Origin of the sequence: Limnochorda sp. (assembly GCF_047459355.1) — a bacterium.
Lineage (GTDB): Bacteria > Bacillota > Limnochordia > Limnochordales > Limnochordaceae > Limnochorda.
The window spans coordinates 1-2,556 of record NZ_VSCV01000068.1; the positions used below are offsets into that span (position 1 = coordinate 1).

Genomic DNA, 2,556 nt, shown 5'->3' on the forward strand with positions numbered 1-2,556 from the left:
GCGCGTGGTGGATGCCTAGGCGCGGGCAGGCGATGAAGGACGTGGCAAGCTGCGATAAGCCGAGGGGAGCCGCAGGCGGGCTGAGATCCTCGGATGTCCGAATGGGGGAACCCGGCGGGCGTAGTGGCCCGTCATCCTGGGGCGGAAGTCTCAGGAGGCCAACCCGGGGAACTGAAACATCTCAGTACCCGGAGGAAGAGAAATCAAGCGAGATTCCCTGAGTAGCGGCGAGCGAAAGGGGAGGAGCCCAAACCGGGGGCCTTGAGCTCTCGGGGTTGTGGGGCCGGTGCGGGGCGAGTCCCGCGGCCATGGTCGTGCGAGTCGAAGCGGTCTGGAACGGCCCGCCGTAGGAGGTGAGAGCCCTGTAGGCGAAGCATGGACGTGGCGGTGGCACCGGTACCCGAGTAGGTCGGGGTTCGAGGAGCCCTGGCTGAATCTGGGGGGACCACCCTCCAAGGCTAAATACTCGCCCGCGACCGATAGTGCACGAGTACCGTGAGGGAAAGGTGAAAAGAACGCCGGGAGGCGAGTGAAAGAGAACCTGAAACCGTGTGCCCACAAGCGGTAGGAGCCTGGGGTGCGGCTTCGGCCGTGCTCTTGGGTGACTGCGTGCCTTTTGCATTATGATCCGGCGAGTTGCTCCTCACAGGCGAGGCTAAGGCCTTCAGGGTCGGAGCCGGAGCGAAAGCGAGTCTGAACAGGGCGTTGTGAGTCTGTGGGGGCAGACCCGAAACCGTAGCGATCTACCCATGGCCAGGCTGAAGCTGGGGTAAAGCCCAGTGGAGGGCCGAACCGGTGTGGGTTGAAAACCGCTCGGATGAGCTGTGGGTAGGGGTGAAAGGCCAATCAAGCTCGGAGATAGCTGGTTCTCCCCGAAACGTATCTAGGTACGGCCTCAGGGCGATCTCTTTGGGAGGTAGAGCACTGCATGGGCGAGGGGGCTTCACCGCCTACCGACCCCAAGCAAACTCCGAATGCCCAGAAGAGGGACCCTGGGAGACAGGGCACGCGGGCTAATCTGCGTGCGCGAGAGGGTAAGAACCCAGACCGTCGGCTAAGGTCCCGGAGTGCAGGCTGAGTGGAGAAGGAAAGGATGTGGGTTTGCCGAGACAGCTGGGAGGTTGGCTTAGAAGCAGCCATTCCTTTAAAGAGTGCGTAATAGCTCACCAGTCGAGTGAACCTGCGCCGAAAATGGTCGGGACTAGGAAGCCTGCCACCGAAGCCACGGACGGGCGGATCTTTGGATCCCTCGTGGTAGGGGAGCGTCGTCACTGCAGCGAAGGTGAGCCGAAAGGCGAGCTGGAGCGGTGGCGAGTGAAGATGCCGGAATGAGTACGCGCGAAGCGGGGGGAGGATCCCCGCCACCGAAAGCCTAAGGGTTCCGGAGCCAGGGTCATCCGCTCCGGGTCAGCCGGCCCCTAAGCCGAGGCCGAGAGGCGTAGGCGATGGGAAACGGGTGAATATTCCCGTGCCGGGACGTGTGCGTCTGACCGTAAGGGGGGACGCGGAAGCAGAAGGACCGTCGGGGGCTGGAGTTTCCCGATGGAACGGCGTAGCCTGGCCCCGTAGGCAAATCCGCGGGGCTAGAGGTGAGACCGGATCCCAAGACGGAAGGGCAACCGGACGTCAAGGGTCCTCGAGGCTGGCCGCCAAGAAAAGCCTCGTACGGGAGTGCACGTTCCGACCGTACCGCAAACCGACACAGGTAGGCGAGGCGAGAAGCCTAAGGTGCTCGAGTGATCCGTGGAGAAGGAACTCGGCAAACTGACCCCGTAACTTCGGGAGAAGGGGTGCCCCCGGTAGGTGAGGATCCTGCGCGGATCTGAGCCGGAAGGGGCCGCAGAGAATCGGCCCAAGCGACTGTTTAGTAAAAACACAGGTGCCTGCGAAGAGGACGACTCGACGTATAGGCACTGACGCCTGCCCGGTGCCGGAAGGTTAAGGGGAGGGGTTAGCACGTCTTCGGAGGTGCGACGCTCTGAACCGAAGCCCCGGTAAACGGCGGCCGTAACTATAACGGTCCTAAGGTAGCGAAATTCCTTGTCGGGTAAGTTCCGACCTGCACGAATGGCGTAACGACTTGGGCGCTGTCTCCTCCACGGGCTCGGCGAAATTGGAGTATCGGTGAGGATACCGATTACCCGCGACAGGACAAAAAGACCCCGTGCACCTTTACTGCACCCTGCCGCTGGGTTTCGGCGTTGCGTGCGTAGGATAGGTGGGAGCCGGTGAAGGAGGGCCTCTGGGCTCTCTGGAGGCGACGGTGAAATACCACCCTCGTAGCGTTGGAGCCCTAACGAAGCCGCCTGAAGCGGCGGCTCGGACCCCGGCAGGCGGGCAGTTTGACTGGGGCGGTCGCCTCCTAAAAGGTAACGGAGGCGCGCAAAGGTGCCCTCAGCGCGGTCGGCAATCGCGCGTCGAGTGCAAAGGCAGAAGGGCGCCTGACTGTGAGACCGACAGGTCGAGCAGCTGCGAAAGCAGGCCTTAGTGATCCGGTGGTCCCGCGTGGAAGGGCCATCGCTCAACGGATAAAAGGTACGCCGGGGATAACAGGCT

At 62.7% G+C, this 2,556-nt stretch carries 1 rRNA gene; it reads left to right on the forward strand.

What is annotated here, in order from left to right:
* Window positions 1-2,556 (forward strand): 23S ribosomal RNA (locus tag FWJ67_RS10805); the annotation flags it as partial.